The sequence below is a fragment of the Oleiphilus sp. HI0086 genome (assembly GCF_001635225.1).
The window spans coordinates 1-714 of the sequence record NZ_LWFZ01000380.1 but is presented as its reverse complement, the minus strand read 5'-3'; the positions used below and the strand labels follow the sequence as shown (position 1 = coordinate 714).

2 protein-coding genes are annotated in these 714 nt (G+C 48.9%); both read left to right on the top strand.

Going from position 1 to position 714, the window contains the following annotated elements; all coding sequences use genetic code 11:
- The coding region (locus tag A3756_RS04790) for an ATP-binding cassette domain-containing protein (protein ID WP_156490274.1) at positions 1 to 347 on the top strand (347 nt) is incomplete at its 5' end.
- On the top strand, positions 340 to 714 hold a 375-nt coding region (locus A3756_RS04785; protein ID WP_197481173.1), incomplete at its 3' end, for a tetraacyldisaccharide 4'-kinase. The genes A3756_RS04790 and A3756_RS04785, both read left to right, overlap by 8 nt.

The following is a 714-nucleotide window of genomic DNA, read 5'->3' as shown; positions in this document are numbered from 1 at the left end:
TTGATACAGAGCTTGGCGATAACGGTGTCTCGTTGTCCGGTGGGCAGCGTCAACGTATCGCTATTGCACGAGCCTTGCTGAAAGATGCGCCAGTGTTGATTCTCGATGAGGCGACCTCAGCCCTGGATACAGAGTCAGAAAAAGCTATTCAAGGTGAGTTGGAGGTATTGATGGAGGGACGTACAACAATTGTGATCGCGCATCGCCTATCGACTGTAGAAAATGCAGATAAAATTGTAGTGATGGACCAAGGTCGTGTAATCGAGCAGGGAACACATCAATCACTTCTGGCTGCAAATGGTGAGTACGCCAAACTTTACAATATGAACCTGGCGGACGATGCCTAGTCAGGATCAGCAACGTGCTGCTTCAACGAGCATAACCGATGCTTGGTACCAAGGTGCTGCTTGGCTATACCTGCTGGCACCACTGTCACTTATCTATATGCTTATTTTGGTCATACGGGCATGGCTATACCGCTTAGGTTTTAAGACCTCATATCGTTCCAGTTTACCCATTATAGTGGTTGGCAATATTACGCTCGGCGGGACTGGAAAGTCACCATTGGTTGCATACTTGGTGCAAGCGCTTCAGGAAAGAGGCTATCAGCCTGGTATCGTCAGCAGAGGGTACGGTGCATCAATTCCATCTACAGAGTGTCGAGAAGTGTTAGCCGATAGCTTGCCTGAAGAGGTGGGTGATGAGCCACTCATG